General features: G+C 61.6%; 27 protein-coding genes. 11 read left to right on the top strand and 16 right to left on the bottom strand.

Features of this window, described 5'->3' with window-relative positions:
- Nucleotides 1–2: 2 nt before the first annotated feature.
- The 4 genes from BM132_RS10765 to BM132_RS10780 all read right to left on the bottom strand — a co-directional run bounded on the left by BM132_RS10765 (nucleotide 3) and on the right by BM132_RS10780 (nucleotide 4,569).
- The gene (locus BM132_RS10765; RefSeq protein ID WP_092455157.1) at nucleotides 3–383 is read right to left on the bottom strand and encodes a DUF1850 domain-containing protein; all 381 of its coding nucleotides are present in this window, start codon (nucleotides 381–383) and stop codon (nucleotides 3–5) included.
- A complete protein-coding gene (locus BM132_RS10770; RefSeq protein WP_092455159.1) occupies nucleotides 380–2,407 on the bottom strand; it encodes a TRAP transporter permease in 2,028 nt (675 codons plus the stop codon). Before BM132_RS10770 ends, BM132_RS10765 begins: the two co-directional genes overlap by 4 nt.
- Nucleotides 2,408–2,487: 80 nt before the next feature.
- Nucleotides 2,488–3,438 carry a TAXI family TRAP transporter solute-binding subunit gene (locus BM132_RS10775; protein ID WP_092455161.1) on the bottom strand — a complete coding sequence of 317 codons (951 nt, stop codon included), beginning with the start codon at nucleotides 3,436–3,438 and terminating at the stop codon, nucleotides 2,488–2,490.
- 111 nt (nucleotides 3,439–3,549) lie between these two features.
- Complete coding sequence (locus tag BM132_RS10780) at nucleotides 3,550–4,569, bottom strand: LacI family DNA-binding transcriptional regulator (protein WP_092455163.1); 1,020 nt, start codon at nucleotides 4,567–4,569, stop codon at nucleotides 3,550–3,552.
- A gap of 178 nt (nucleotides 4,570–4,747) precedes the next feature.
- On the opposite strand from BM132_RS10780, the gene BM132_RS10785 reads away from it, so the two are divergent.
- From BM132_RS10785 to BM132_RS10795, 3 genes are all read left to right on the top strand, one after another.
- The gene (locus tag BM132_RS10785) at nucleotides 4,748–5,914 is read left to right on the top strand and encodes a Gfo/Idh/MocA family protein (protein WP_092455165.1); all 1,167 of its coding nucleotides are present in this window, start codon (nucleotides 4,748–4,750) and stop codon (nucleotides 5,912–5,914) included.
- Nucleotides 5,911–7,011 (top strand): sugar phosphate isomerase/epimerase family protein, encoded by a 1,101-nt coding sequence (locus BM132_RS10790; protein WP_092455167.1) that lies wholly within the window; start codon nucleotides 5,911–5,913, stop codon nucleotides 7,009–7,011. The genes BM132_RS10785 and BM132_RS10790 overlap by 4 nt, the downstream gene beginning before the upstream one ends.
- A 197-nt stretch (nucleotides 7,012–7,208) precedes the next feature.
- The gene (locus BM132_RS10795; protein ID WP_092455169.1) at nucleotides 7,209–8,441 is read left to right on the top strand and encodes a nucleoside permease; all 1,233 of its coding nucleotides are present in this window, start codon (nucleotides 7,209–7,211) and stop codon (nucleotides 8,439–8,441) included.
- A 15-nt stretch (nucleotides 8,442–8,456) separates the two neighbouring features.
- Here the strand turns inward: BM132_RS10795 and BM132_RS10800 are convergent, their stop codons facing one another.
- Nucleotides 8,457–9,113, bottom strand: coding sequence for a polysaccharide lyase family 7 protein (locus BM132_RS10800; protein WP_092455171.1), 657 nt, complete (start codon nucleotides 9,111–9,113; stop codon nucleotides 8,457–8,459).
- 237 nt (nucleotides 9,114–9,350) lie between these two features.
- Here BM132_RS10800 and BM132_RS10805 point away from each other — a divergent pair, with 237 nt between their 5' ends.
- Nucleotides 9,351–9,686, top strand: coding sequence for a lipoprotein (locus BM132_RS10805; RefSeq protein WP_047227691.1), 336 nt, complete (start codon nucleotides 9,351–9,353; stop codon nucleotides 9,684–9,686).
- 69 nt (nucleotides 9,687–9,755) lie between these two features.
- Here BM132_RS10805 and BM132_RS10810 read toward each other — a convergent pair whose 3' ends face one another.
- The 3 genes from BM132_RS10810 to BM132_RS10820 form a co-directional block, all read right to left on the bottom strand.
- Nucleotides 9,756–10,310, bottom strand: a complete 555-nt coding sequence (locus BM132_RS10810) for a thioesterase family protein (protein WP_092455173.1) — start codon at nucleotides 10,308–10,310, stop codon at nucleotides 9,756–9,758.
- A 438-nt stretch (nucleotides 10,311–10,748) separates the two neighbouring features.
- Complete coding sequence (locus tag BM132_RS10815; RefSeq protein WP_047227689.1) at nucleotides 10,749–11,129, bottom strand: RidA family protein; 381 nt, start codon at nucleotides 11,127–11,129, stop codon at nucleotides 10,749–10,751.
- Between the two features lie 150 nt (nucleotides 11,130–11,279).
- On the bottom strand, nucleotides 11,280–12,062 hold the full coding sequence (locus BM132_RS10820) for an MBL fold metallo-hydrolase (RefSeq protein WP_092455175.1): 783 nt from the start codon (nucleotides 12,060–12,062) through the stop codon (nucleotides 11,280–11,282).
- On the opposite strand from BM132_RS10820, the gene BM132_RS10825 reads away from it, so the two are divergent.
- Complete coding sequence (locus BM132_RS10825) at nucleotides 12,048–13,124, top strand: GlxA family transcriptional regulator (protein ID WP_256244251.1); 1,077 nt, start codon at nucleotides 12,048–12,050, stop codon at nucleotides 13,122–13,124. The two genes, BM132_RS10820 and BM132_RS10825, sit on opposite strands and share 15 nt — an antisense overlap.
- A gap of 14 nt (nucleotides 13,125–13,138) precedes the next feature.
- On the opposite strand, the gene kefC is transcribed toward BM132_RS10825, so the two are convergent.
- From kefC to BM132_RS10845, 4 genes are all read right to left on the bottom strand, one after another.
- Nucleotides 13,139–14,965: a glutathione-regulated potassium-efflux system protein KefC gene (gene kefC, locus BM132_RS10830; protein WP_092455177.1), complete on the bottom strand. Its 1,827-nt coding sequence runs from the start codon at nucleotides 14,963–14,965 to the stop codon at nucleotides 13,139–13,141.
- A 1-nt stretch (nucleotide 14,966) separates the two neighbouring features.
- Nucleotides 14,967–15,488 carry a glutathione-regulated potassium-efflux system oxidoreductase KefF gene (gene kefF / locus BM132_RS10835; RefSeq protein ID WP_092455179.1) on the bottom strand — a complete coding sequence of 174 codons (522 nt, stop codon included), beginning with the start codon at nucleotides 15,486–15,488 and terminating at the stop codon, nucleotides 14,967–14,969.
- A gap of 102 nt (nucleotides 15,489–15,590) precedes the next feature.
- The gene (locus BM132_RS10840) at nucleotides 15,591–16,937 is read right to left on the bottom strand and encodes a sensor histidine kinase (RefSeq protein ID WP_092455182.1); all 1,347 of its coding nucleotides are present in this window, start codon (nucleotides 16,935–16,937) and stop codon (nucleotides 15,591–15,593) included.
- Complete coding sequence (locus BM132_RS10845) at nucleotides 16,934–17,644, bottom strand: response regulator (RefSeq protein ID WP_092455184.1); 711 nt, start codon at nucleotides 17,642–17,644, stop codon at nucleotides 16,934–16,936. Before BM132_RS10845 ends, BM132_RS10840 begins: the two co-directional genes overlap by 4 nt.
- A gap of 245 nt (nucleotides 17,645–17,889) precedes the next feature.
- On the opposite strand from BM132_RS10845, the gene BM132_RS10850 reads away from it, so the two are divergent.
- Genes BM132_RS10850 through BM132_RS10860 form a run of 3 tightly spaced genes read left to right on the top strand, consistent with a single transcriptional unit; the run spans nucleotide 17,890 to nucleotide 19,456 of the window.
- On the top strand, nucleotides 17,890–18,678 hold the full coding sequence (locus tag BM132_RS10850; RefSeq protein ID WP_092455186.1) for an MlaA family lipoprotein: 789 nt from the start codon (nucleotides 17,890–17,892) through the stop codon (nucleotides 18,676–18,678).
- Nucleotides 18,671–18,916, top strand: coding sequence for a hypothetical protein (locus BM132_RS10855; protein ID WP_092455188.1), 246 nt, complete (start codon nucleotides 18,671–18,673; stop codon nucleotides 18,914–18,916). Before BM132_RS10850 ends, BM132_RS10855 begins: the two co-directional genes overlap by 8 nt.
- 60 nt (nucleotides 18,917–18,976) lie before the next feature.
- Nucleotides 18,977–19,456: a VOC family protein gene (locus tag BM132_RS10860; RefSeq protein WP_092455190.1), complete on the top strand. Its 480-nt coding sequence runs from the start codon at nucleotides 18,977–18,979 to the stop codon at nucleotides 19,454–19,456.
- Nucleotides 19,457–19,607: 151 nt separating this feature from the next.
- Here BM132_RS10860 and BM132_RS10865 read toward each other — a convergent pair whose 3' ends face one another.
- A complete protein-coding gene (locus BM132_RS10865) occupies nucleotides 19,608–20,012 on the bottom strand; it encodes a RidA family protein (RefSeq protein WP_092455191.1) in 405 nt (134 codons plus the stop codon).
- Between the two features lie 131 nt (nucleotides 20,013–20,143).
- Between BM132_RS10865 and BM132_RS10870 the strand changes: the two genes are divergently transcribed.
- The gene (locus BM132_RS10870; RefSeq protein ID WP_092455193.1) at nucleotides 20,144–21,070 is read left to right on the top strand and encodes a LysR family transcriptional regulator; all 927 of its coding nucleotides are present in this window, start codon (nucleotides 20,144–20,146) and stop codon (nucleotides 21,068–21,070) included.
- 33 nt (nucleotides 21,071–21,103) lie between these two features.
- On the top strand, nucleotides 21,104–21,496 hold the full coding sequence (locus tag BM132_RS10875) for a GFA family protein (protein ID WP_092455195.1): 393 nt from the start codon (nucleotides 21,104–21,106) through the stop codon (nucleotides 21,494–21,496).
- An 18-nt stretch (nucleotides 21,497–21,514) separates the two neighbouring features.
- Here BM132_RS10875 and BM132_RS10880 read toward each other — a convergent pair whose 3' ends face one another.
- The 3 genes from BM132_RS10880 to BM132_RS10890 form a co-directional block, all read right to left on the bottom strand.
- Nucleotides 21,515–22,975, bottom strand: a complete 1,461-nt coding sequence (locus tag BM132_RS10880; protein WP_092455198.1) for an aldehyde dehydrogenase family protein — start codon at nucleotides 22,973–22,975, stop codon at nucleotides 21,515–21,517.
- A 141-nt stretch (nucleotides 22,976–23,116) separates the two neighbouring features.
- Nucleotides 23,117–23,557, bottom strand: coding sequence for a RidA family protein (locus BM132_RS10885; RefSeq protein ID WP_092455200.1), 441 nt, complete (start codon nucleotides 23,555–23,557; stop codon nucleotides 23,117–23,119).
- Nucleotides 23,547–24,683 carry a DSD1 family PLP-dependent enzyme gene (locus tag BM132_RS10890; protein ID WP_092455202.1) on the bottom strand — a complete coding sequence of 379 codons (1,137 nt, stop codon included), beginning with the start codon at nucleotides 24,681–24,683 and terminating at the stop codon, nucleotides 23,547–23,549. The genes BM132_RS10885 and BM132_RS10890 overlap by 11 nt, the downstream gene beginning before the upstream one ends.
- A 94-nt stretch (nucleotides 24,684–24,777) precedes the next feature.
- On the opposite strand from BM132_RS10890, the gene BM132_RS10895 reads away from it, so the two are divergent.
- Nucleotides 24,778–25,662: a LysR family transcriptional regulator gene (locus tag BM132_RS10895; protein ID WP_092455204.1), complete on the top strand. Its 885-nt coding sequence runs from the start codon at nucleotides 24,778–24,780 to the stop codon at nucleotides 25,660–25,662.
- Nucleotides 25,663–25,825 lie beyond the last annotated feature (163 nt).

A 25,825-nucleotide genomic window follows, 5' to 3' on the forward strand; every position in this document is an offset into this window, starting at 1 on the left:
GGTTATCCGCAACTCCATAACTCCACAGTCGGCTGGCTTGCCTTGGGCGGTCCGAGCCAATGGCTCATCGGCTGGCAAGCCCCGTCGAAGCACAACTGGTAATCACCCGCCTCGGGTGTTCGCCCCAGTTTCAGCGGTTGCAGGGGCGGCAACCGGCGCTGATAGTGCCAACTGCCGTTTTTCAACCGGGCACCGTCCGGAACTTCCATGCCGGCGCCGTTGCCCTTGACCCTGGCTTCGCCCAGAACCAGGCCTTGTTCAGTCACGCGGTAATCTTCCTCCCAACGAATCTTCTCGATGGTGTGATTCCACGCCAGGGTGAAATCAGTGACAGGAAGCTGGGCCCAGACCGCACCGGCCAGGCCCAGGCACAAACCGATCACGCCAGGGTCCGTCCGGCCTGCCGTGAGCGCCACACGTGCTGGAGGATCAATAGCCCGGCCAACACGAAGCCGATTTCATCGGTCAACGGCAGCGCCACGACCAGCGAAGCCCCGGCGGCAAAACACATCAGGCGTTCCCAGATCGGCATTTTCTGTTGCAGGTAGCCGGTGGACGCCATGCCCCACAGCCCGACCGCCAGCATCGTCTTGATCAGCATGTAAGCGGTCATCCATAGGCTGTCGCCCTGGAGCATCAGCGCCGGGTTATAGACGGCCATGAATGGAATGACGAAGCCGGCAAGGGCGATGCGCACCGCCCAGAAGCTGATTTTCAGCCCCGTTTCCCTGGCGATGGGCGCAGCGGCGAAGCAGGCCAGTGCTACCGGCGGCGTCAGGTCGGCGAGGATGCCGAAATAGAACACGAACATATGCGACACGATCAGCGGTACGCCCAGTTCCAGCAGGGCGGGCGCGGCGATCGAGCTGGTGATGATGTAATTGGGAATGGTCGGAATACCCATGCCCAGCACCAGGCAAGTGAGCATGGTCAGGATCAGCGACAGCAACAGGTTGTCTCGGCCGATGGCCAGGATGTAGCCGGCGAAGGTCGACGCCACACCGGTCAACGACACCACGCCGATAATGATCCCCACCAGGGCGCAGGCAATCCCCACCGGCACCGCATGCCGCGCGCCGTCCACCAGTGCGTGCAGGCAAACCGTCAGGGTTTCCCGTGCGCCTTTGATGAACCAGCAGATCACCACCAACACCGCGATCACCGCAAATATGACGCCGATGCCTAACTGGAAAAAGCCCACGCACAGGATGCCCAGGGCGATCCAGAACGCGCAGCGCATTGCAAAACTCGACACCCGCAAAATGATCGCCGAGCCGAGAATCACGATGGCGGTGAGCGCCAGTCCGACCATGCCGGAAAACAGCGGCGTGCGACCGGAGAACAGCAGGTAGATCAGCACGGCGAGGGGGATCAGCAGATACCAGTTTTCTTTGACGGCGCCCAGCGCGCTGGGGCATTGGTCTTTGGGCAAGCCCTTGAGGTTGGAGCGCTTGGCTTCCAGGTGAACCATCCAGAACACCGAGCCGAAGTACAGGCACGCGGGAATCAGCGCCGCTTTGGCGATCTCAACGAATGGCACGTTGATGGTCTCGGCCATGATGAACGCCACGGCGCCCATGATCGGCGGCATCAATTGACTGCCCATGCTCGAGGTGGCTTCCACGCCGCCGGCAAACGCGGCCTTGTAGCCGAAGCGTTTCATCAGCGGGATGGTGAATTGCCCGGTGGTCACGACGTTGGCGATGCCGGAACCGGTAATGGTACCCATCAAGGCAGAGGAGGCCACGGCTACTTTGGCCGGGCCGCCGAGCTTGTGGCCGAACAGGCCCATGGCGAAGTCGGTGAACAGCTTGATCATTCCGGCCTTTTCAAGAAAGGAACCGAACAGAATGAACAGGAAAATGTAGGTGGCCGATACGTAGGTGGGCGTGCCGTAGAGGCCCTCGGTGCCAAAGGACAATTGATTGACGATCTGATCGAAGCCGTAGCCGCGATGGGCCAGCTCGCCCGGCAAATATTCACCGAACAGCCCATAGGCCAGGAACAACCCGCAGATCAGCGGCAGGGCAATCCCCATCACTCGCCGCGCCGCTTCGAATACCAGCACGATCAAAACGATACCGACGATGAGGTCCGTGGACGTCAGGTCACCGGAGCGCTGGATCAGGTCAGACTCGAAGACCCATTGGTACGCGGCCGTGGCGATGCCAGCCAGGGACAGCACCCACGCCAGGGGTTGCCAGGGGCGGCTTGCGCCATAGGCGGGATAACTGAGGAACACCACCCACAACAGGAAACCCACGTGCACGGCACGCAGCACCTGACTGGAAATGGGGGCGAACGCGGCGGTAATGATCTGGAATACAGAAAACAGCAGGGCCACGTAGAACAGCGTCTTGGGCCAGTCTCGTGGGTCGGAGGGAAGACCGTGCTGAATTTCACTCATTAACTGAAAGCCTCTTGTCTACATCGAAGGTGCGAACCAGGAGGGTGCAACGGCGATCATCGCCGCTGCACCGGGTCGGTTTACAGCGCGCCGACTTCCTTGTAGTAGCGCTCGGCACCGGGATGCAGAGGAATGGGCAAGTTCTTCGCGGCATTTTCCAGCTTGATGTCCTTGGCCGCCGAATGGGCGTTGCCCAGGCGGGTGAGGTTATCGAACATCAGCTTGGTCATCTGATAGGCCACCTCGTCCGGGACATCCGAATGGGTGACCAGGATGTTGGTAATGGCCACGGTCGGCACGGCTTCGGCCTGGCCGTCGTAGGTATCGGCCGGAATATCTGCGCTCTGGTAGGCAGGGTTGCCGATCTTCGCCACCACGTCTGCCGGGATCGACACGTAGTTGAGCGCCATGGTCGAGGCCAGGTCACGAATGGCCGCCATCCCAAGCCCGGAGGACTGGAGCGTGGCATCCAGTTGACGGTTCTTGATCAGGTCCACCGATTCGGCGAACGGCAGGTATTGGACCTTCATGTCGCTGTAGCTCAGTCCTGCGGCCTTGAGGATGGCCCGCGCATTGAGCTCGGTACCGGATTTGGCCGCTCCCACGGAGATGGATTTACCCTTGAGGTCGGCCAGGGTCTTGATGCCCGATTCCTGGCTGGCAACGATCTGGATGTAGTTGGGGTAGGCGCCGGCGATGGCCCGCAGTTTGGTCAGAGGGGCTTTGAAACCGGCATCTTCCACGCCGTTCTTGGCGTCCGCCACCGAGTCGCCCAGCGCCAGTGCCAGCTCTCCGCGACCGGCCTGCAGCAGATTGAGGTTTTCCACCGAGGCCTTGGTGGCCTGTACCGAGGTCTTGGAACCTTCGATCCCGTTGCTATAAATCTGCGACAGGCCGACCCCGATCGGGTAATAAACCCCGCTGGTGCCCCCCGTCAGGATGTTGATGTACACCGGGGCTGCCTGGGCTGTGGTCGTGACCACCAGTGCTGCCGCGGCGGCCAGAAGGGTGAAGCGCTTGTTGACTCGCATGGGAAACTCTCCGTCTTGTTATGGCTTTATGCAGAGTAGTGCCACTGTAGTCGAAACGGGCCCGCAGGTGGCGAGTCAATAGCGCATCAAAAGGTGATGGGCATCGTTTTTTTAAGCATCCTTGTTAAACGCCGGGCTTGGCGCGGCGCTGCTGCCGCGCACGGTCAACTCGAACGGCAGCACGACATGGCGTTCGGCAATCGGCTTTTTCTCGATCAGGGCGATCAGCATATGCACCGCTCTCTGGCCGAAGGTTTCGGCAGGTTGGGACAGGGTGGTCAGCGGTGGATCGCAATACGCGGCGAAAGGAATGTCATCAAAACCCACCAGTGAAATGTCCTCGGGCACCCGCAAGCCCATTTGCTTGATGCGCTTGAGCGCGCCAATGGCCATCTCGTCGTTTTCACAAAACAGCGCGCTGGGGCGCTCGGCCAAGGCCAGCATGGCGCCGGCCCCTTCGTAGCCGGCCTTCAGCGTGAAGTCACCGTGACAGATCAGGCTTGGGTCGGCGGCGATACCGGCCTGGCACAAGGCATCCTGATAACCGGCCACGCGGTCCAGGGTCAGGGGACTGCTTCGGGGCCCTTTGATGATGCCGATGCGTCGGTGGCCGAGGCCGATCAAGTGTTCGGTCATGGCCTGGGCGGCGGCCCGGTTGTCGAGGCTGATGGTCGGGTAGGGCGCGCCCTTGACCACCTCGCAGGCGTTGACCAGCGGCAAGCATTCGGCGCCCGCGGGAAGCGATTCGAACGGGTTGCTCGCCCGCAACTGGATCACCCCGTCGGCCTGGTGCGCGTAGACGAGGGCGGCAAATTCGCGCTCGATTTCCTCCCGACCCTGGGTGTCGCACAACAGCAATCGATAGCCGGCCGCCTGCGCAGCCTGCTGGGCCCCGCTGATGACCCGGGCGAAAAAGGTGTTGGCGATGGTCGGGACCAGAATCACCAGGTTGCCGGTTCGCCGGGAGCGAAACTGCACAGCCATCAGGTTGGGCCGATACCCGGCCTGTTCCACGGCCGCGTTGACCTTGTCGCGAGTCTGGGGCAGCACCCGTTCGGGAGATTTCAGCGTTCGGGAAACCGTGGCCACCGAAACTCCGGCCAGCCGGGCCACTTCACGGATATTGGACAAAATCACCTCGATTCGGCGCCAGGAATGCCGGCACGGTTGGGGAGCTTACCGCAGGTTGCGCGTTGCACAAATGCTCATGCATGTGCCTACGGGTTTGACATGCCGCAAAACTGAGCCTAGATTTCCGCCATGATGTAACCGGTTACATCGTCATCAATCCCAGCCGAAGAGAGTCACGATGAATCCTGTAGCAGCGAAAATAAGAATGGGCTTTGTCGGCGGTGGAGAGGGCGCCTTCATTGGCCAGGCCCACCGTCAGGCCGCGGGTCTGGACGGTGGTTTTGAACTGGTGTGCGGTGCGTTCAGCCGTGATGCGCACAACAATCAGCAGACCGGCGCGGCCCTGGGCCTGGCTGCAAACCGTTGCTACAACGATTGGCAAGGCATGCTCGACAGCGAAGCGGCGCTGCCGGCGGACCTGCGCATGGAACTGCTGGTTATCGTCACCCCCAATCATCTGCACGCCCCCATCGCCAGTCAGGCGCTGAAGGCGGGGTTTCATGTGTTCAGTGAAAAGCCTGCCGCTTTGAATCTGGGTGAATTGCTGGCCCTCAAGCAAGTGCTTGAAAGCAGCGAGCGGCTCTACGGCCTGGCTCACACCTACCTGGGTTATCCGATGGTCTGGCAGGCCCGGGAGATGGTGCGCACCGGCGTGATCGGCACGGTGCGCAAAGTGCTGGTCGAGTACCCCCAGGGCTGGCTCAGTCAGGACGTCGCCGGGCAAGGCAACAAACAGGCCGGCTGGCGTGACGATCCTGAACAGTCAGGGTTGGGTGGTTGCATTGGCGACATCGGCACCCATGCGTTTTCCCTGGCGGAGTTCGTCGCCGACCAACCCATCGAACAGATATGCGCGGCATTGGGCACCCACATCCAGGGCCGGCAACTGGACGACGACGCGGCGATGCTGTTGCGCATGGCCGGCGGCGCCAGTGGCGTGCTGATTGCCAGTCAGATCTGCGCGGGTGAAGAGAACCCGCTGAAAATCCGCCTGTATGGCGATAAGGGTGGCTTGGAATGGCGCCAGGAAGAGCCGGCCAGCCTGATCCATCGTCCCATCGACCAACCGTTGCGAGTCTTGCGTTCCGGTGTTGGTCAGCCCTGGCTGTGCGAGGCCGCCCGCCAGCGGATGCGTCTGCCGGCCGGCCATCCTGAAGGTTATCTGGAGGCCATGGCCAATCTCTATGGCGATTTTGCCCGTGCCATACGGGCCAAGGCACCAGGGCCTGACGCCCCCGGGGTACCCGGCATCGAAACCGGTCTGCGGGGCATGGCCTTTATCGAAGCAGCCATCGCCAACCATCGCGGCGATACCAAGTGGACCGCACTGGCCTGCACACAATGAATCAGGAGAGCCCCGCCGTGAATCCCATTGCCCAAACACCGACAGGCCTGCGTGGCCCGGGTATTTTCCTGGCGCAGTTCATGTCCGCCGAAGCGCCATTCGACACCCTGGCGAACATCGCCCAATGGGCGGCCTCGCAAGGTTACAAAGCCATTCAACTGCCGACCTCGGGCACGCAATATATCGACCTGGCCCGCGCCGCCGAGAGCCAGGATTACTGCGACGAACTCAAGGCCATTTGCGCCCAGGCCGGTGTCCAGATCAGCGAGTTGTCGACGCACCTGCAAGGCCAGTTGGTGGCGGTGCATCCGGCGTTCGACGCGCTGTTCGATGACTTCGCCCCGGCCCATCTGCGTGGCCAGCCCCAGGCACGAACCGAATGGGCGATCGAGCAATTGAAGCTCGCTGCCCGCGCCAGCCAGCGCCTGGGCCTTAGCGCCCATGCGACGTTTTCCGGTGCGTTGCTGTGGCCGTACCTGTACCCGTGGCCGCAACGTCCCTCTGGCCTGGTGGAGCAAGGGTTCGCCGAACTGGCCCGCCGCTGGTTGCCCATTCTGGACTGCTTCGACGCAGCCGGCGTGGACCTGTGCTACGAAATCCATCCAGGTGAGGACTTGCATGATGGCGCCTCGTTCGAACGCTTTCTGCAGGCCGTCAATCATCACCCTCGGGCGGCGATCCTCTACGACCCCAGCCATCTGCTCCTGCAGCAGATGGACTACCTGGGCTTCATCGATCGCTATCACGAGCGCATCCGCATGTTCCACGTCAAGGACGCCGAGTTCCGGCCCGACGCCCGTTCCGGTGTGTACGGCGGTTATCAGGGCTGGGTCGATCGTCCCGGGCGGTTCCGTTCGCTGGGGGATGGCCAGATCGATTTCAAAGCGATCTTCAGCAAACTGACCCAATACGATTTCAGCGGCTGGGCGGTGTTGGAGTGGGAGTGTTGCCTGAAGGACGCGCAACAGGGCGCCGCAGAAGGCGCGGCGTTCATTCAGCGACACATGATCAGCAAGACCCGAAAGGCGTTTGACGATTTTGCCGGGGTAACGGCCGATGAAGACTCCAACCGGCGGTTACTGGGCCTGTTGAGGTAACCGGCCCAACCCAAAACCCTATGGCGAGGAAACTCATTGTGGGAGCAAGGCTTGCCCGCGATGAAGTTAACGCGGTCCCTGGGGAAATGAGGCGCCTGTATCGCGGGCAAGCCTTGCTCCCACAATCAATCCTCTTGCCACAAAGGCTGTGTTCGGCATTTTTTCTTCACAAGAACAACAATAAAACGGTGACTGTCATGACCACGATGAACGCACGCTTGAGCGTGATGATGTTTCTGCAGTTCTTTATCTGGGGCGGTTGGTTCGTCACCCTGGGGACCTTTCTGTCCAGCACCCTGGGCGCCAGCGGTGGGCAGATCGGCATGGCGTTTTCCACCCAGTCCTGGGGAGCGATCATTGCCCCCTTCGTGATCGGCCTGATCGCCGACCGCTACTTCAATGCCGAACGCATCCTGGCGGTGCTGCATCTGTTGGGCGCGGTGTTGTTGTATCAGCTGTATTCGGCGGCGGATTTCAGCGTGTTCTACCCGTACGTGCTGGCCTACATGGTGATCTACATGCCGACCCTGGCCCTGGTCAATTCGGTGGCGTTCCGCCAGATGCGCGACCCGGCGCTGGAGTTCTCCCGCATCCGGGTGTGGGGCACGATCGGCTGGATCGTCGCGGGCGTGGTGATCAGCTTTGTGTTTGCCTGGGACTCGCGCGAAGCGATCTCGGCAGGCGGCTTGCGCAATACCTTCCTGATGGCGGGCATCGCCTCGCTGGTCTTGGGACTCTACAGCTTCACGTTGCCGGCCACCGCACCGCTCAAGGCGCAAGCGAACGCAGGTGGCGTCAAACAACTACTGGGCCTGGATGCCCTGGGTCTGTTGAAGGATCGCAGCTACCTGGTGTTCTTCATCGCCTCGATCCTGATCTGCATCCCCCTGGCGTTTTATTACCAGAACGCCAACCCGTTCCTGGCTGAAACCGGCATGAGCAACCCCACGGCAAAAATGGCCATCGGGCAAGTCTCCGAAGTGCTGTTCATGTTGCTGTTGCCGCTGTTCATCCAGCGCTTTGGCATCAAGCTGGCGCTGCTGGTCGGCATGTTGGCCTGGGCGCTGCGTTACGTGCTGTTCGCCTACGGCAATAACGGCGATCTGGCGTTCATGCTCTTCACCGGCATTGCCCTGCATGGCATTTGCTATGACTTCTTTTTTGTCTCGGGGCAGATCTACACCGATGCCAAGGCGCCGGAGCGTTTTCGCAGCTCAGCCCAGGGGCTGATTACGTTGGCGACCTATGGCGTTGGCATGCTGATCGGCTTCTGGGTAGCGGGACAGGTGACCGATCACTATGCCGTGGACGGCGGCCATGAGTGGAAGAGCATCTGGCTGTTCCCGGCCGGTTTTGCGCTGCTGGTGTTCGTCTGCTTCCTGTTTACCTTCAACGGCCGGCAAGCGGTCGTGGCCGCTTCAAAGGCCTGAGGTGCTGGACGTCAATCATTTATGGCTGACGTCCAGTTTGGTGTAGGTCACTTTCCCGCCTTCGCTGGAAGAACCGACGTTATCCAGCGTGTAGACGCCGGCCTTGAAGTAGAAGTTATAGGGATGCCAGGAGCGGTCCAGCTTCACCTGCTTGCCAACGTTGTTGATCAGCACCGTGAGCTTGCCTTGCTTGTCCATTTGCAGGGAGTAGCTGAAGGTTTTGTTCAGCGCCACTTTCGGCACGGTATAGATCACCGGGCTCTTCTTGTCCTTGGGTTTTACCCGATATTCCACATCAATGTTGCCGGTGCCCTTGGCGTAGCGATACACCAGTTTCAACAGCGGCGTAGGGGCATCCTTGGCGTGGATCTGCGCCACGACTACGCGGCCCTGGGAAGGAACCTGGTTCACCGCCAAGGTGCCTTTGAGGGTATTGACGCCGCTGTTGTAACGCCAGTTGCGCAACTTGCCGTCTTTGGTGGTTTCGCGCAATTCGGAGCGCGGGTAGTCACTTTTACCGGTATGGGAGCCGTTCACCGGCGCCCAGAAGATAATCCGCTCGCCTGAGCGGTTGAAGTACTTGTTCTGCAGCGTGGGCATGGCCTTGGTCGCCACGACCTGCGCCGGGGTCTGCACGGGCAGGGTGATGTTCCAGACAGTCAGATCAATCATGGTCAATGCTCCAACGGAATCGGCCATCACGCATCAGCCGCAATGGGCAGGATTACCTTCCGTGGCACAGTGTCCATGGTATCGACGAGCGACCGTTTCGCTGCAGAGGCAACTGACGAATGGCTCTGCGCCGAGCCTTGGGGCGGGTTGAGCGCAGTGATGTCAATTTGACGCTGATCGGTTAGAGTACGCGCCGCCCGAGAGATGGATCCCGGGCGTTTTCTCATGGAGTATTCAATGAACCACCTCAGCAAAATTGTCGCCTGCGCACTGGTTGGCCTGGCCCTGGCGGGTTGCACCGGCACCCCGATGAAAACCAAGCAATACGACAGCAGCCAATACACCGTGGTCGGCCACAGTGAAGCGAAAGCCACCGGCCTGCTGCTGTTTGGCATGATCCCGATCCGCCAGAACAACCGTTTCGTGCGCGCTCAGAATGCCGCGATCCTGGCCAAGGGCGGCGACGCCATGATCAACACCCAAGTGCAGGAAGACTGGTTCTGGGCCTGGGTCCTGACCGGTTACACCACCAAGGTGTCCGGTGATGTGGTCAAGCTGAAAACCGTTCAGTAAGACTCACGCTGTTGTGGGGGAGGGATGTGTCGTGCCGGCTGGCGCGGATCGATGTCAGTCATGACCCGTTCAGCCAACCGTACGCCCACTTTCCTCCTCCCGAAGCGTAAGGCTCATGCCATCGCAGCTTTGCGACCAGGCGGTGAGCCAGTCGGGCATGGCCGGTGACTGTTCGGCCAGCCCCAATGCGCGAATAAACTCTCCTGGTGCAATCGTGCCCTGGGCCGAGCGGAACAGACCGCGCATCATCACCACGCCCACCACACGTCCCTGGCTCAGGAAACGGTGTTCCATGAAGGTCCACTTCTCGTCCCAGCCCAGCAAGCGAGTGTGCACCTCGAACGCCTCGAACAGCTTCAGCTCCCGGCGAAACTTGCCCCACACATCCCCCACGATCGGCACTGCCCGGTTGCGCAAGGCCACTTTGTAGGCGCCGCTGCGCAGCACGTAATCCATACGCCCTATGTCGGCCAGGGTGAAATAGCGGCCGTTGGTGACGTGGCGGTTGAGGTCCAGGTCCAACGGCCATACCCGCATGCGCACCACGGTGGTATCCAAGGGGCCGGTCGGCTTGCGCCAGGGACGACGAAACAGCATGAGCAACAGTCGGAACCAGAGATTCATAAATACGCCCGCAAGGGTGGAAAACGCCGCACTTTAGACAGCCGCCGAGGCTTGGGCTAGGTGCGCAAATGACTGTTTTCGTGGAAATCGCGCATTTGGGACATGTCCGGCGGGTTGCAACTGATCAGGAATTTGTGGCGAGGGAGCAAAGCTCTCATGGAACAAACTACAACCTACTGACTTTTAATCTGCAAACACAACTCGGCAATGTGATCTCAGTTAGGCGAGTGCGCCTCTTTTGTGGCGAGGGGATTTATCCCCGTTGGGCTGCGTAGCGGCCCCCAAACCAGGCAACTCGGTGCGCCAGGAAGATTGCGTTAACTGCTTTAGGGCCGCTACGCAGCCCAACGGGGATAAATCCCCTCGCCACAAGAGGCACTTTGGATTCACCTTATGGGGGCTTCAAACTCCGCGCCGAATGTTCAACAAGCCGCTACCTCAGCCTTTGGCCGCCATCGCCGTTACTTCTACCCGCATCCCTTCAACTGCCAGCGCCGCCACGCCCACTGCGGCGCGTACCGGCCAGGGTTTGGCGAAGAAACGCTGGTACACCTCGTTGAAGGCCGCGCGGTCGGCCATGTCGGTAAGGTAAATCGTCAGGTGCAAGACCCGATCCATGGAGCTGCCGGCGCCTTCCAGGGCCGTCTTGAGTGCCTGCAATGTGCATTCGCTTTGCAAGGTGATGTCACCCAGTTCCAGGCTGCCGTCAGGGCGAGTGGGAATCTGGGTGGAAACCAGCAGGCCGCCGAAGCCGGCGACGTCGGAAGAGATGGAGTCCGCGTCCGGGTCGGGGATGAACGTGATGTCTTGGTTTGCCATGAAAGCCTCTTGTTCAGGAAAGGGTAATGGGGCGGTCGCGACGCAAGCGGCCCTTGCGCGGCCAGTTTACCGTCCATCGTCGAGCCTTTCGTGATTTCCTTTCTCTGCTCATGTACGCCTGCGTCTGATGACCGAGTTGGACGGGTTGGTTCAGGCAGGCTGGAACACCAACGTCTCGCCATCTTCCGGTACCCGTATCCGACCTTCGAGGCCGGCCATCGCGGCGGCGTCGCGCAGTGCTTTGCGCGTCGTCGGGCAGTGGCTGATCGCTTCGAGGTGATTAGCAACCACGGTCCCGCGAGACAAGCGGGCGAACGCCAGGGTTTCCTCGATGCCCATGATGATATCGCCACCTAAATCGAACCGCGCCCCGCCTGCCGGCACCACGCTGACCTGCGGTTGATGGTGCAAGACGAACTCGCGCACGGCGGGGCTGAGCAGGGTGTCGCCGGTGAGGTAGACGCTGGGTTCGCCAGGCAGCTCGATCAGGTAACCGACGCCGTGCTCCATCAGCTTGCCCACCAGACCCTGCCCATGGGTGCACCTGACTGTACGGATCGTGCCGCCCAAAAACGCGCCGGGCTGTTGGTGTTCCTTGGCAAGCGGCTGGACATTCAAGCCCCGCTTGGCGAGATAGGGGGCGTCATGGGGTGTGCAGATCACCGGGATCTGTTTTTCCCTCAACCACCGCTTGGCGGCTCGGTCCAGATGATCGAAATGACCTTTCTGGCAGTGTGTGATCAGGCAGTGAGTCACGGTCTCCAGGTCGCCAGCCGTAGACGCTGGCAGTTCCACCAGTGGATTGCGCTGGGTGGCACCGAACAACCGAAGCGGCGGCAGCATACCTTTGCCGGCCAGCATCGGATCGACGAGCACGCGATACGGGCCGGATTCAAGGATGATCGTGGCGTTACGGATTTGCTGAATTTTCATGGAGCGTTCCTTTTTTGGGCGAGCGCTTCATGGTGTCGATTGGCGGTGATGGGCATAATGGCCGAATCTGACATCATTGATTCATTTCAAGCCATGCCTCAAAAACTTCGTGTCGGTCTACTCTTGTTTCCCGGTTGCATGCCTGCCGGGCTGTTTGCGTTCGCCGATCTGCTGCATGCGGCCAACCGCAGAAGCGGCCGGGTGTTGTTCGAGGCGACTTATGTCGCCCTGCAAGCAGGCCCGGTAACCTGTGCACATGGCATAAGCCTGCAAGCGCAGGCGGCCCTGGGCCGTTGCGAACTCGACGCCGTCCTGGTCCCCGGTTTCTGGGCCGAATCGGCCGAGCAGGTGAACGCGGTACTTGCTGGGCAGACGCAACTGTTGAAAGCCCTGTCGAAACGTCCCCGACGCCTTCAGCTCTGGGCTTACTGCACAGGTGTTTGCCTGCTGGCCGCCTGCAGGCAATTGGACGGGCAGGGCGCGACGGTGACGTGGTGGCTGGCTCAGGCAATGCAGGCGCAGTATCAAAAAGTCCGTTGGCAAAGCGATCAGAACTGCGTGTTCAATGAGCGAACCGCCACTGCTTCGGGGGTGAATGGTTATTTGCCCATCGCGGAAAAATTGATCGAACAGAGCGTCAGCCGAGATGTGCTGCGCGACATTACCCGGCTCATGGTGCTTGCGCGCCCAGCGATTTCTCACGCGGCGTTCCAAGGGATCGCCCTGGTCCAGCAGCCCGATGGGTTGCTGCGTCGGTTGCATGGGCTGATCGAGCAAATGCCAGCGGAACACATCACGGTCAAGGCGCTGGCGGGGCGGCTCGCCATGTCCGAGCGCACGCTCGCGCGCAAGGTCGGCAGCGAAACGGGCCAGACCGTCGCAGCGTACGCCCGCTGCATCAAGCTGAACCAGGTCAGCGAACGCCTGACGTTGACATCATTACCCCTCGCCAGCATCGGCGCCGAGCTGGGTTTCAGCAGCAGTTCCAACCTGCAACGGATGTTCAAGGCGCTGACTGGGCTGACGCCGGTGGAGTACCGGCGCCAGTTCGGGCGGGTGTGACGCCGGGGGACGGATCAGCTGCGTGCCTCATCCGTCTCGTTTCGATGATGGTCAGGCCAACTGTCGACGGGGCGCGCACGGTCTTCGTTGAACATTTCGGTGAGCAACGCGTTGGCGCGCTGGTAGGCGTCGTGCCTGAACTTGAGGTCGTCTTCCGGCTGGGCGACGATTTCCTCCAGCATCTGCAGATTCAAACGACGGAACTGATCCGCGCGCTCGCGCGCTTCGTAAGCCCCGACACCCATCTGCACCAGCGCATTTCGGCCCAATGCCAACGCGCTCTCGAAGGTTTCCCGCTCGGCGGTCTCAACACCCATCTGCCGCAGGGTGATCAGGTGCCCCATGTCCCGCGCACGGACGATCAGTTTCAACGCGGGGAAGTGCTCCTGGGCCAGTCGGGTCAGCGTCAGGTTGTCCTGCTGGTCGTCAATCGCATTGATCAGCACCACCGCCTGGCCGGCGCCGGCCGCGTGGAGCAGATCGAGGCGCGTGGCGTCGCCGTAGAACACTTTTACGCCGAACTTGCGCAGCGTCTCGATGTTGTCGGGGTCATGGTCCAGCACCACCACCTCGACGCCGCAGGACATCAACAGACGCCCGGCGATCTGCCCGAAGCGGCCGAACCCGGCGATGATTACCCGTGGGTTCTGCTGATCGACGAGGTCGGATTCCTGGCGGTTTTTCTTGGTGGCGGACTCTATTCGATCCAGCAACAGGATCAGCAAAGGCGTCAGGCACATGGACAGGGCCACCGCCAGCGTCAGGCTCTTGCCCCACTGGTCGGTCAGAATGCCGGCCAGCGTGGCGGCGCCGAACACCACGAAGGCGAACTCGCTGCCCTGGCCCAACAACACCGCCTGCCATGAGCGTTGGCCGGCAGGGACGTTCAGCAAACGGCTGACGGCTTTGATCACCAGCAATTTGATCAGAATGAAACCCAGGGTCAGGGTCATGACCTTCAGCGGAGCATTGATCAGCGTGCCGAAATCGATCGACATGCCGACACCGATAAAAAACAACCCCAGCAGCAAGCCTTTGAACGGTTCGATGTCGCTTTCCAGGGCATGGCGGTATTCAGAACTGGCCAGCAGCACCCCGGCGAGGAACGCGCCCATGGCCATCGACAAGCCGGCCTCTTCCAGCAGAAAACCGAAGCCGAACACCAGAAACAGCGCCACGGCGCTGAAGATCTCACGCAGACCCGACCGCGCGGCGAAGCGCAACAGCGGGCGCGTCACGTAGCGCCCCAACAGCACGACGACGCTGATGGCTGCGACGATCTTGATGATTGAAAGCATCAGGGCGGTGCCGGATGGCGTGTCGCCGTGGGCCGCCAACAACGGAATCATGGCAACCAGGGGAATGGCCGCGATGTCCTGGAACAGCAGGACGGCGAAGCTGCTGCGTCCGACGGCGGTCGACGTCAGGTTGCGCTCGTTCATCGCTTGCATGGCGATGGCCGTGGAAGACAGGCTCAGAGTCAGGCCGACCAGCAGCGCGGCCGTCCAATTGAGCCCCAGGGCCGCGCAGAACACCGCGATTGCCCCGCCACAGGCGAGCATCTGCAAGGCGCCGCCACCGAACACCATCCTGCGTAGCGCCCAGAGCCGCTTGGGATCGAGCTCGAGCCCGATGACGAACAGCATCAGCACGACGCCGATTTCGGCGAATTCCAGAATCGCCTTTACGTCAGTAACGAGCTTGAGTCCCCACGGGCCGATCACGCACCCGGCCAGCAGATAACCCAACACCGGGCCCAGGCCCAACCTGACGGCAATCGGCACGATCAACACCGCCGAACCCAGGTAGATAAGCAGTTCAATCAGGCTGTGAGTCTCCATATCAATCTTCCTTCCAGGAGGCCAGGCGTGCGCTGTAGTGTTCGATTTGTGCGTCCAGGGTCTCGGACGCGCCGGCATACGCGCCGTGTACCACGACCGGCTCCAGCCAGCGCATGTGGCAGTAGAGGGCCGTTGCGTGGAGGGGCTGGGCCAGCACCTGGAAGCCCGGGTTGGCGCCGATCTGGAAATGATCGTGGTTGCCTCCCGTGGAGACGGCCCATAGCAGGGGCTTGTCTTTGAGGGCTGTGGCGTCTCTGCCATAGGCCCAGCCATGGGTGAACACTTTATCGATCCACAACTTCAGCAGCGGCGGCATGCTGTACCAATACATCGGGTGTTGGAGGACGAGCAGTTGACACTGTTCGACGGCGCGCTGTTCGGCCTCGACGTCGATGTCGAAGTCCGGATAAAGATCGTAGAGAGAGCGTATGACCACGTCCGGATTGCTGGATGCCCGCTGGAGCATTTGCTGGTTGACCCGTGATTGGTCAGGGTAGGGGTGGGCGTAAATGATCAGAATCATCAGGGCAATTCCGGTAGGCCGGTCCTGGTCAAAAGGCCGGATATCCTACCGAGGAAGGCGCGTGTTGTTTAGAACATTGTTTGCCGGCGTGTCGTGCCAGGGTCAATTGAGCGGCAGCGAGACCTTGACCTCCAGGCCGCCACCGCGCCGATTCCTGAGGGTCAGCGTGCCGCCATGCTCCAGCACCGTCGCCCGCGCTGCCGACAGCCCCAGCCCGACACCACCGGTGTTTTTGTTGCGCGAGCCTTCGATGCGAAAGAACGGCGCGAAGACTTGCTCGTGGAACTGGGGGGCGATACCTGGCCCGCGATCGTGAACGCGAATCTCGACGCGGTCCATGAACGCCTTGAGCTGAACGCCCGGCTCGCTGCCATATTTGCTGGCATTGTCGATCAGGTTGACCAGCGCGCGCTTGATCCCGATGGGCCGGCCCACATAAACGAACCGATGAGCGCCCTCGAATGAAACCTCGATGCCGGCATCCTTGAAGTCGTCGACGACGGTGTGCAGCAGTTCGGCCAGGTCGAACGCGGTGGCGTGTTCGAGCCGAGCTTCGTCGCGGAAGAATTCCAGCGCGCAATTGACCATCGCCTGCATTTCATCCACGTCCCTGAACAGTCTCGACTGCTGCTCGGCATCCTCAATGAATTCCCCGCGCAGGCGCATGCGGGTCAAGGGCGCGCGCAGGTCGTGGGAGATGGCGGCGAGCATTTGTGTGCGGTCCTGGACGAAGTGCTGGAGCTGGGCCTGCATGGCATTGAACGCGAGTATCGCCTGACGGATTTCGTGAGGGCCGACCACCGGGATGGGCGGCGCCTTGAAGTCCACGCCAAAGCGCCTGGCGCCCTCGGCGAAGCGTTCCAGCGGGGTCGCCAGGTGCCGCGTGGCAATCAGGCCGACGATGAACGTCGATAAAAGAATCAGCGCGATAATGATCAGGTTGCGCATCCATTCCTTCATGCCCCAACTGCGAGAGGGCACGGAAAATTCCACCCAGGAATGGTCGGCCAGTTGGATGAGGACCGCGTAGCGTCTGTCTGGCGCATCGGCGGGCCAATCGTCGGGTTCGTAGGCCTCTACCCTGGCCTCGGGCCGGCCCAGTTGCTTGCGCAGGAACGCCGCCCCCTCACTGAACTGCGGGTCGTCGATCAGCGGCAATCGCGCGTCTTCCCGGCGGAGTAACCAGTGCGCGGCGAACCCCTGGTCGCTGGCCGCCCTGGCGATATCGGACCGTTGCCCGGGCGCCACCGAGTCGATGATGCGCGTGATGGTGGCGGCCTTATCCATCAGGCCCGTTTCCATTAGGGGAGGGCGTGCCCAGGTCCCAGCCAGCAGGCCGAACAGCTCGTTCAGGGCCAGCAACGTCAGCATGGCGAGCATGGTGGTCAGGGCAATCCAGCGGGCTACCGTATCGCGTGGTCGACGGAAGGCTGATTGCCGGGGCTTCATCGCTTCACCACATGGGGGCTGAAGAGGTAGCCGCTGTTGCGAATGGTGCGGATCATCGATGGGCCATTGATATCGCTCTCCAGCTTGCGGCGCAGCCGGCTGACCTGGACGTCGATGCTGCGATCGAAGGCGTCGTAGGTTTCGCCGCGGGCCAGGTCCAGCAGTTGCTGGCGAGTGAGGACCCGGCGCGGGTGTTCGGCAAAGACCAGCAGCAACTCAAACTCGCCGGTGGACAGCGGGATCATGACTTTGTCCGGTGAGCGCAACTCGCGACGGGTGACGTCCAACTGCCAGTTTTCGAATTCCAGAATCAGCCGCGAGGTGCTGTTCAGCGTACCCCTGGCTTCGCCGGTGCGCCTGAGTACGGCGCGCACCCTGGCCAGCAGCTCGCGCGCATCGAACGGCTTGGTCAGGTAATCATCGGCCCCCAGCTCAAGACCGACGACCCGATCACTCAGCTCACCCATGGCCGTGAGCATGATGATGCCAACTGTATGCTCGGCCCGCAGTCGTTGACAGAGCACCAGCCCGTTGTCTCCCGGCAACATGACATCGAGGATGATCAGGTCCGGCAACCGACGCGCCACCGCCTGCCACAGCGCGGCACCGTCGGCGGCCACTTCGACGCTATAGCCATGTTGCTCGAGGAATTTGCGCAAGAGGGCGAGGACTTCGAGGTCGTCGTCCACCAGTAATAGATGGCTCACAGTGGGCACGCAGGGCAATGAATACAGAAGGGAATACTAGGGTCAATCCGGGGCCTGCGTCATATATTTCAACTCGGTAACAAAGTTGCCGACGGGCAATGTTGTGGAAATCTTCAGGCAAAGAATCAGGGGCAGGATCGCCCCATGTCAGTCAGTTAAAAATAGCCCGCCCAACAAGGATAGGTGCATGGCTGTGTCCCCTAACTGACCGGTATCGCCCCAATTTCTCGCCGAGATAGCCTTGTATGCCGATCACCAAGCCCGCTCCGCTGTTTGTTCGTTGCACTGTTGTCGTAGGACTCGTGGCATTCGCCAGCGGCTGCACCAGCACGCCCGCTGCAACCCCTGGCAGTTGTGAACATGCGAGCTACACCGTTCATGATCCGGCAGAACCCGTCAACCGGGGTATCTTCGCCTTCAACCGGACCGTCGATGACTATGCGCTGGCCCCCGTTGCCCGCGGCTATCGCAAGCTGCCAGAGGTCATGCAGACGGGCGTCCATAACTTCGTGGCGAACTTCGGTGAGCCCAAGGTCTTCATCAACGATCTGCTGCAAGGCAACGCCCAACGCTCGGTCAACACCCTGGGGCGCTTCGTCATCAACACCACGGCCGGCATCGTCGGGCTGATCGATGTGTCCGGTAAGCTCGGCATCGAGCGCCACAAGGCCGATTTCGGCCAGACATTCGGCGTCTGGAACCTCGCCCCCGGGCCGATCCTCGAACTGCCGCTGCTGGGAACGTCCAGTTTGAGGGACGCCACCGGCAGACTGCTGAGTTCTGCGGTCGATCCGTTCGGCAGCAACAGCGACACGGTCGATACGCTAGGTACGATCAACACCGTAGGCGGCATCGTCGATGGACGTGCCGAGGCGCTCCCACTGACCGACAAATTGCGCACTCAACCGGATTACTACGTGGCGCTTCGTGACTCGGTCGCGCAGCGGCGCGCCGATTTTGTCGCCCAGGGCAAGTTGGGCGCGGTGGCGGGGGATGACGCCGCTTGCCAGGAGGGGGAGACCGTTGATGAGTAACCCTGTATTGGTTCTGCACCGGCGAGTGAAAATCCTCGACAGAGGTATTCTGCATTGCCGGGAGATCGAACTGCAGTTGGCGCAGGACGGCCGACATCTACTGCTCAGCCGCTACCTGGAGTTGTACAGCCATGACCAGGCCGGCGCGTGCGACACCCAGAATTACCGGGTGCCGCTGGCGAGCATGATTCGCTGGATGGTCAGTCATGGGGAGCGGGTGAGTCCACTGGTCCGCTAGCCTTGCGCCGACGTAGAGACTGCTAGACTTTACCGTCCAGTTATCTCTCGGAGAGATCGGATGAACAATAAAAACACGATTTGTCTCTGGTACGACGGCGCTGCGCTGGAGGCTGCGCAGTTCTACGCCGCGACGTTCCCGGACAGTGCGGTGCAGGCCGTTCATCACGCCCCCGGTGACTACCCGATGGGCAAGCAGGGCGATGTGCTGACGGTCGAGTTCACGGTGATGGGCATTCCATGCCTGGGGCTCAACGGGGGCCCGGCGTTCCAGCACAACGAAGCCTTTTCATTCCAGGTCGCGACCGATGACCAGGCCGAAACGGATCGCTTGTGGGACGCGATTATCGGCAACGGCGGCCAGGCCAGTGCCTGCGGCTGGTGCAAGGACAAGTGGGGTCTGTCCTGGCAGATCACCCCGCGCGTGTTGACCGCCGCGATAGCCCATCCCGATCAAGCAGCGGCCAAGCGCGCGTTCGAAGCCATGATGGAGATGACGAAGATCGACATCGCGGCCATCGAAGCCGCGTTAAAAGGTTGAGCGGCGCAGGCTGACAGTTCGCTATCGCGAGCAGGCTCGCTCCCACATTGGATCTGTGTCGGTCTCGATGGGGGCAACACAACCCCCTGTGGGAGCGAGCCTGCTCGCGATGACGGCGGCACATTCAACATGGCTGCACCTGCCAGTCAGCTCATCCCAGGGCGGTTTCAGGCAACCTGGCAATCACCTTGATCTCGAACTGAAAACCATACAACCACGTCACCCCCACCGCCGTGAGCGTCGGATGCGGTGCGCTGCCCCAGAACTCGGGTACCACTTTCCAGATCCTCTCGAATGTCGATTCGGGGTCGACGATGAACACGGTGACGTCAACCACATCGTCAAAGGTGCAACCGGCGGCGGCTAGAGTCGCCTTCAGGTTGTTGAACGCCAGCCGAACCTGGTCCTCCAGTTCCGGTTCTGGCGAGCCGTCTTCGGTGCTGCCGACTTGCCCCGATACGAATAAAAAGCCATTGGAGCGAATCGCTGGCGAATAGCGATTACGCTCATACAGGGCCTGGCGCCCGGCTGGGAAAACTACATCACGCTGTGCCATAAGTGTCTCCATCAAAGGGTCGGATTCAATCTTGAAACCACTCTAGGGGCTTGTGCCCGGACGATAAACGAGCAACCTTGGCGATCACTGTTTGTAGAATCCAAACAATCTGACGGACACATGGGGCAGCAATGGATCGTTTCGACGCGATGCAGGCATTCGTTCGAGTGGTGGAGGCGGGCAGCTTCACCAAGGCGGCCGACACCCTGCACATGAGCAAAACCACCGTGACCCAACTGGTGCAGCAACTGGAGGCACGGTTGCGCGTCAAGTTGCTCAACCGCACCACGCGCAAGGTCAACGTCACCGCTGACGGCGCCGCTTATTACGAGCGGGTGATTCGCCTGCTGGCCGACATGGACGATGCCGAGACCAGCGTCTCCGGCGCCCAGGCGCTGCCCCGCGGGCGCCTGCGGGTGGACGTGCCGAGCCCACTGGCTGCAATGATCCTGGTGCCGGCCTTGCCGACCTTCTATGAACGATATCCGGACATTCAGATCGACATGGGCGTCAGTGATCGCATCGTCGACATGCTTGATGAAAACGTCGATTGCGTGGTGCGCGGCGGTGAGTTGCGGGATCAGTCGCTGGTCGCCCGACGGGTCGGCGATCTCGCCCTGGGCGTCTTCGCCGCCCCGAGTTACCTGGCACGGTTTGGCGTGCCCGCGCATCCGCGAGAACTGGAGGATTCGCACCATCGCACCGTGGGTTTCCTGTGGGCGCGCACCGGCAAATCCTTGCCCTACGCAATGCGCCGTGACGCTGAGCTGCTTCACGTCAAAGGGCGCTACGCGCTGGCCATTGACGACGGCAACGCCTACCTCGCGGCGGGTTTGGCGGGGTTGGGCGTGCTCTGGCTGCCCGAGTACATGTCCCGCACCCACCAGGCGCAAGGTGATTTGGTGGCGCTGTTCGAAGACTGGCACCTCGAGCCGATGCCGCTTTATCTGGCCTATCCGCCGAACCGGCACATCAGCGCCAAGTTGCGGGTGTTCATCGATTGGGTCGTGGAGTTGATGGCGCAGCATGCGCCGGTTATTGCTCGATCCGGGTTGTGAAGCCCGACCGCATGACTGCAGAGGAGACACACCATGGACCTATTCACCGGCGGTTGCCTGTGCGGCAACGTTCGCATCCAAGCCTCGGGGCGCCCGTATCGGGTTGGCCTCTGCCACTGCCTCGATTGCCGCAAGCATCACGGGGCGCTGTTCTACGCCTCTGCGGTGTTCCCCCAGGATGCCGTGACCATCGAGGGTGAAACCCGGGACTACGCCGGGCGTTTCTTCTGCCCGCGCTGCGGCTCGTCGGTGTTCGCCCGTACCGGCGACGAGATTGAAGTGAACCTGGGAACGCTGGATGCCCCGGATCAACTGATGCCCACCTACGAAAGCTGGACCGTGCGCCGTGAATCCTGGTTGCCGGCGTTTCCGTTCACCAGGCACTACCCGCATGATCGTGAGGGCACGGGGCGCTTCGAGGAGTAGGCGCGGCGGTACCCGGTCTTAAGCAAAGCCCACAATCGCCTTGATCTCCAGGTACTCCTCGAACCCATGGAGACCATACTCACGGCCATTGCCGGAGCGCTTGTAGCCACCGAACGGCGCCATCGGGTTCCACGCCGGATAATTCAACAGCACTTGCCCTGCGCGGATGCGCGACGCAACGCTGCGCGCCTGTTCAAGGTCCTGACCCTGAACATGCGCGCCCAGCCCATAGACGGTGTCGTTGGCGATGGCGACCGCTTCATCCACCGTGTCATAGGGAATGATGCACAGCACCGGGCCGAAGATTTCTTCCTGGGCGATGCGCATCGCGCTGTCCACCTCGGAGAACACCGTCGGGCGAGTGTAGAAGCCTTTTTCAAAACCCTGCACGCGGCCTGGCCCACCACACAGCAGTTTTGCGCCTTCGTTCAGGCCCACTTCGATCATGGCCTGCACGCGCTTGAACTGGGCTTGATTGGCGATAGGACCGAGGATGGTTTCTTCCGATTGCGGATCACCGACGATGATCGCATTGGCGGTGGCGGCAGCCAGGGCTTCGACCTGGGCCAATCGGTTCCTTGGCACGATCATGCGGGTCGGTGCGCTGCACGACTGGCCGACATTGCGAAACGCCGACATCACCCCCGGTGGCACGGCTTTGTCGAAGTCGGCGTCTGGCAGCAGCACGTTCGGTGACTTGCCGCCCAACTCCTGGGTCACGCGTTTCACCGTCGGGGCGGCCGCCTGGGCCACCAGCGCGCCTGCACGGTTCGAGCCGGTGATGGAGATCATGTCGATATCAGGATGCGCCGCCATCGCCGCACCGACCTCGGCACCGCTGCCGTTCACCAGGTTGAAGACCCCGGGAGGCAGGCCGGCGTCATGCACCAGTTGCGCGAAGAGCAGGGCGCTCAGGGGCGACAGTTCGCTGGGTTTGAGAACGACCGTGCAACCTGCCGCAATGGCCGGAGCGACTTTTGCGGTGATCTGATACAGCGGCCAGTTCCACGGCGTAATGAGCCCGCAGACGCCGATGGGTTCGTGGGTAATGGCTGTGCCGCCTTCGACCTTCTGGAAACAATAGTCGGACAGCACATCACGGGCCACACGCACGTGTTCGGCCGCCAGTGGCACTTGCATCGCCCGGGCAAAACCGATGGCTGCGCCCATTTCCAGAGAGAGCGCCTGGGCCAGCGCCTCCTTTCGTTCAAGGATCAGTTCATGGATTCTGCCGATCACCAGTGCGCGCGAGGCCGGCGACGTCGAGGACCAGCCGGGGAAGGCCGCACGCGCCGCCGCGACCGCCCGATCAACATCCTCGCACGACCCTTGGGCGACGTGGGCAACCACCTCTTCGGTGGCCGGGTTGATCACCGGCAGCGTGGCCGCATGTGCCGGGGACGACCAGTCACCGTTGATATAAAGCTGTCGGGTTATGTGCGGGTCGAGGGTGTAGCTGTTCGAAGATCGGGTTGTCATCCAACGGGCTCCCATAGAGCGTTTATGGCATGGTCTGCGGCAGATCGTTATGCCGTGTCTGCTCAATAAACTAACAAAGGGGCCCTGATCAGTTGTGCCGTTCTCGACCTTGGCAAAGGAGAATCTGCTGTATCTGGCGCGCTAACTTGGCAAAAACGTATCTGTACCCATTGCCGGTTGCCCATTGCCCGTTGCCGACACGCGAGCCAGCGCTTCGACTTCAATCAGGTAGCCATGATGCAGCGCCGGGACGGGCACCACGGCGCGTGCGGGGCGGTGTTCGCCCAGATAGCGGGCATAGATGCGGTCGAAGGCCGGCCAGTGTTCGATGCCGGCGACATAGACCGTCACCTTCACCAGATCGCTTGGGCCCCGGCCTGCAGCGTCGAGAATCGCCAGCAGGTTTTCCAGGGCAATGACGGCTTGGACCTCGAAGGGCTGGTCGACGCTGTGGCTGCCATCGGCGCGTACCGGCAATTGCCCGGACACATACAGGACGCCCTGGTGCGACAGCGCCTGGGCGTAATGTCCACCCGGCGCTGCGGCGTGGGTGGTATGGAAAAAACCGATTTCACCAGCCATGCAGACGGCTCCAGCTGTGCACTTGGCCCGTGGCATCACAGGCGAGGTAATGAGGGAACTGTGCGCCAGTGGCACATGCATGGTTGGGCAGGATGCGCAGGCGGCTGCCGATGGGAAACCGCGCGGTGATATCCACGTGCTCGGCGTTCGTCAGGGTGATAATGCCGTGCTCCTGATTAGCGCTGGTGAGCAGCGCGCCGTCGATCCAGTCGCCGGTTTCGCTACACACCTGTCCATAGCCGAAGTCCCGTGACTGGCGCTGCGTACCCCGGTCACGACTCATGGCCATCCAGCCGGCATCGGTGATGATCCAGCCTTTTTCCTGTTGATGACCGATGACGGTGGTCAGCACGCTCAACGCCAGTTCGCCTGCCTGGCAGACGCCGACGTTGTGCATCACCAGGTCGAAGAATACATAGACGCCTGCGCGAACTTCGGTGACGCCTTCCAGGTTCTGTGCCGACAGCGCCGTGGGCGTGGAGCCGATGCTCACTTCAGGGCAAGCCAGCCCGGCTTCGCGAATGCGTTGGGCAGCGCGCACGCAAAGGTTGCGTTCCTGTTCGGCCAAGGCTTGCAGCGCGTCGGGCGTATCGAGTTCGTAGCTGGAGCCGGCATGGGTCATCACGCCGCAAAGCTGCATGCCGCCTTCATCAAGTAACCGGGCGATGCCCACGAGTGAATCGTCCTCGACCCGCACGCCGGACCGATGGCCGTCGCAATCGATCTCGATCCAGACCTCGAACCGCTCATCGTGCTGCTGGCCGAAATCGACGATGGCCTGGGCCGCCGTCAGGCTGTCCGTGAGGATGCTCAAACGACAGCCTTGGCGCCTGAGCGTCAGGGCCTGGGCCAGTTTGCCGGGCGCCATGGCCACGGCGTAGAAAATGTCCTGGATGCCGGCCGCGAAACAATGTTGCGCCTCCTTCAAGGTAGACACGGTGACGCCGCTGGCGCCTGCGGCGATCTGCGCCTGGATCACGGGTAGGCATTTACTGGTCTTGATGTGGGGCCGTAAACGCACACCCAAGGTGTCCATGCGTTGCTGCATGCGCTGGATGTTGCGCTGCATGCGCGGTACATCGATGAGCGCGACAGGGGTATCAAGGAGGGAAATTGAGGCGGTCATGAGCAGCACTCGGTGGATGGGGACAGGGCGACTCTACTCAGCCGTCGTGAAGTCGTGGTTCAATGCTGAGTCATCAATCATTAAGTTGAACTGAATGATTAGCGTCGAAGACCTGCGCATGGCCGTGACGCTGGCGCGCTCCGAGTCGTTGAGCGCAGCGGCCAGGGCCCTCAATGTCTCGCCACCTGCGTTGTCCATGCGCTTGCGCAAACTGGAGACACTGCTCGGCCTGACCCTGGCCAACCGCGATGCCCGGCGCCTGAGCCTCACCGCCGATGGCGAGCGCTTCTCCCGCCAGAGTGCGCTGTTGCTGGAGCAACTGGAGGCGCTTCCCGAGTCGTTCAAACAGCCGGACAATCAACTGGCCGGCACCCTCAGGCTGGCGGCGCCGTTCGGCTATGGACGGCAACGCATCGCGCCGTTGCTGGCGCGTTTTGCCAGGTTGCACCCACAGTTGTGCCTGCATCTGGATCTACGGGAAACGCCCTGGCCCGATCGTCACGACAGTGATGCGGTGATTCACATCGGCAACCTCAGTGACAGCCAGTGGGTTGCCCGGTCCCTGAGCCACAATGCTCGCTGGTTATGCGCCAGCCCCGCCTACCTGGAGCGGCACGGCACGCCGTCTTCACCGGAGCAACTGGCCGAGCACCGCTGTATTTGCATTCGCGAAAACGATGAGGACGTCACGCTGTGGCATCTGCGCAATGAGCAGGAACGCAAGACCCTGCGCATCCAGCCAGCCTTGCTGAGCAACGACGGCAGTGTGGCCCGACGCTGGGCCGAAGAGGGGTTGGGCCTGGTGCTGCGCTCGCAATGGGATGTCAGCAGAGCCATCGCCGATGGCAACCTGGTCCGGGTGCTCGCCGATTGGCAATTCGACAGCGCACCGATCAACCTGCTGGTGCCGTCGCGCAAAGTTCGCAGCGCACGGGTGCAGGCGTTGGTGAGTTTTCTTGAGGCTGAGTTGAAAGCCTGAACAATAAGGTTCCTTACAGACCTGCCGCCATCGCGAGCAGGCTCGCTTCCACAGGGAAACTGGGGTGGTCGGTGATTTCCGGGCCAGCATAAATCCTTGTGGGAGCGAGCCTGCTCGCGATGGCGGCGGCCCGTTCAAGATAAAGGCTAGAACGGCCCGCCGC

The organism is Pseudomonas sp. NFACC45 (assembly GCF_900113505.1).
GTDB lineage: Bacteria > Pseudomonadota > Gammaproteobacteria > Pseudomonadales > Pseudomonadaceae > Aquipseudomonas > Aquipseudomonas tehranensis.

Coding starts and splice junctions, on each gene's coding strand:
- BM132_RS10770 (WP_092455159.1), bottom strand. CDS start 2,407: ATGAGTGAAATTCAGCACGGTCTTCCCTCCGACCCACGAGACTGGCCC.
- BM132_RS10775 (WP_092455161.1), bottom strand. CDS start 3,438: ATGCGAGTCAACAAGCGCTTCACCCTTCTGGCCGCCGCGGCAGCACTG.
- BM132_RS10785 (WP_092455165.1), top strand. CDS start 4,748: ATGAATCCTGTAGCAGCGAAAATAAGAATGGGCTTTGTCGGCGGTGGA.
- BM132_RS10790 (WP_092455167.1), top strand. CDS start 5,911: ATGAATCAGGAGAGCCCCGCCGTGAATCCCATTGCCCAAACACCGACA.
- BM132_RS10795 (WP_092455169.1), top strand. CDS start 7,209: ATGACCACGATGAACGCACGCTTGAGCGTGATGATGTTTCTGCAGTTC.
- BM132_RS10800 (WP_092455171.1), bottom strand. CDS start 9,113: ATGATTGATCTGACTGTCTGGAACATCACCCTGCCCGTGCAGACCCCG.
- BM132_RS10805 (WP_047227691.1), top strand. CDS start 9,351: ATGAACCACCTCAGCAAAATTGTCGCCTGCGCACTGGTTGGCCTGGCC.
- BM132_RS10810 (WP_092455173.1), bottom strand. CDS start 10,310: ATGAATCTCTGGTTCCGACTGTTGCTCATGCTGTTTCGTCGTCCCTGG.
- BM132_RS10815 (WP_047227689.1), bottom strand. CDS start 11,129: ATGGCAAACCAAGACATCACGTTCATCCCCGACCCGGACGCGGACTCC.
- BM132_RS10820 (WP_092455175.1), bottom strand. CDS start 12,062: ATGAAAATTCAGCAAATCCGTAACGCCACGATCATCCTTGAATCCGGC.
- kefC (WP_092455177.1), bottom strand. CDS start 14,965: ATGGAGACTCACAGCCTGATTGAACTGCTTATCTACCTGGGTTCGGCG.
- kefF (WP_092455179.1), bottom strand. CDS start 15,488: ATGATTCTGATCATTTACGCCCACCCCTACCCTGACCAATCACGGGTC.
- BM132_RS10840 (WP_092455182.1), bottom strand. CDS start 16,937: ATGAAGCCCCGGCAATCAGCCTTCCGTCGACCACGCGATACGGTAGCC.
- BM132_RS10850 (WP_092455186.1), top strand. CDS start 17,890: ATGCCGATCACCAAGCCCGCTCCGCTGTTTGTTCGTTGCACTGTTGTC.
- BM132_RS10855 (WP_092455188.1), top strand. CDS start 18,671: ATGAGTAACCCTGTATTGGTTCTGCACCGGCGAGTGAAAATCCTCGAC.
- BM132_RS10860 (WP_092455190.1), top strand. CDS start 18,977: ATGAACAATAAAAACACGATTTGTCTCTGGTACGACGGCGCTGCGCTG.
- BM132_RS10865 (WP_092455191.1), bottom strand. CDS start 20,012: ATGGCACAGCGTGATGTAGTTTTCCCAGCCGGGCGCCAGGCCCTGTAT.
- BM132_RS10870 (WP_092455193.1), top strand. CDS start 20,144: ATGGATCGTTTCGACGCGATGCAGGCATTCGTTCGAGTGGTGGAGGCG.
- BM132_RS10875 (WP_092455195.1), top strand. CDS start 21,104: ATGGACCTATTCACCGGCGGTTGCCTGTGCGGCAACGTTCGCATCCAA.
- BM132_RS10880 (WP_092455198.1), bottom strand. CDS start 22,975: ATGACAACCCGATCTTCGAACAGCTACACCCTCGACCCGCACATAACC.
- BM132_RS10885 (WP_092455200.1), bottom strand. CDS start 23,557: ATGGCTGGTGAAATCGGTTTTTTCCATACCACCCACGCCGCAGCGCCG.
- BM132_RS10890 (WP_092455202.1), bottom strand. CDS start 24,683: ATGACCGCCTCAATTTCCCTCCTTGATACCCCTGTCGCGCTCATCGAT.
- BM132_RS10895 (WP_092455204.1), top strand. CDS start 24,778: ATGATTAGCGTCGAAGACCTGCGCATGGCCGTGACGCTGGCGCGCTCC.